Here is an 833-nt window from a genome sequence, read left to right as displayed (position 1 = left end):
GTTAACATAAAGAATCTAGTTCATGCTTTCTCTAAATTGCCAAGTTTAGGGCCATCATCATCACGCAGGTTAGTTATACATTTACTCCAAAACAAAGAAAAAGTTATGCTACCACTTGCATCTTTGATTAAAGAGCTAGCAGATCTTATAATAGAGTGTGAAGTTTGCGGAAATCTAGATACTAAGTCACCTTGTTCTATTTGTACTAACCCAAAACGTGACACTAAGTTACTGTGTGTAGTAGAAGAATTAGGTGATCTATGGGCGTTTGAAAAAGGAAATATATATTCAGGTTTATACCATGTTTTGGGTGGCAGATTGTCTGCAATAAATGGCATAGGTCCAAAAGAACTCAACCTTGACACTATTCTGAAAAGAGTGACAGAGTCTAAAATTGAAGAGATAATTATCGCAATTAATCCGACATTAGAGGGCCAAGTTACTGCACAATATATAATTGAATTGCTAAAAAATTTGGATGTGAAAATATCACGCCTTGCTTGCGGCATACCAATGGGCGGAGAAATTGACTATCTTGATGAAGGAACGCTGAGGATAGCACTTACTTCAAGACAAGAATATGAGTTAAATATAAAATAAGACATGTGCTTAAAAAAACTTATATCGCTAATAACATTCAAAAAGAAAAAAATAGTGCCACCACTTAAAGTGGTGGCTTGGGAAAATAACCACCTAAACTATAAGCAATTTTCAGGTAAATTCAACACTATAATTAAAACAATTGATCAGTCTTTTACAATAATATCTTTGGAAGGATATGATGGATGGGGCAAGACGTTTTTTTTGAAAGAATGGGTAAAAGAGTTAAAACA

Annotated in this window: 1 protein-coding gene and 1 pseudogene; both read left to right on the top strand. The window is 34.0% G+C overall.

All coding sequences use genetic code 11. From position 1 onward, the window contains the following. Nucleotides 1-600, top strand: a 600-nt coding sequence (gene recR, locus WG67_RS06470; protein WP_458694931.1) for a recombination mediator RecR, incomplete at its 5' end; no start/stop codon positions are given. Between the two features lie 3 nt (nt 601-603). Continuing rightward, nucleotides 604-833 (top strand): annotated as a pseudogene (locus tag WG67_RS08780) (KAP family P-loop NTPase fold protein); the annotation flags it as partial.

It is taken from the genome of Wolbachia endosymbiont of Drosophila incompta, assembly GCF_001758565.1.
GTDB classification, from domain to species: Bacteria; Pseudomonadota; Alphaproteobacteria; order Rickettsiales; family Anaplasmataceae; genus Wolbachia; species Wolbachia pipientis.
This window is presented reverse-complemented; position numbering and strand designations above follow the sequence as displayed.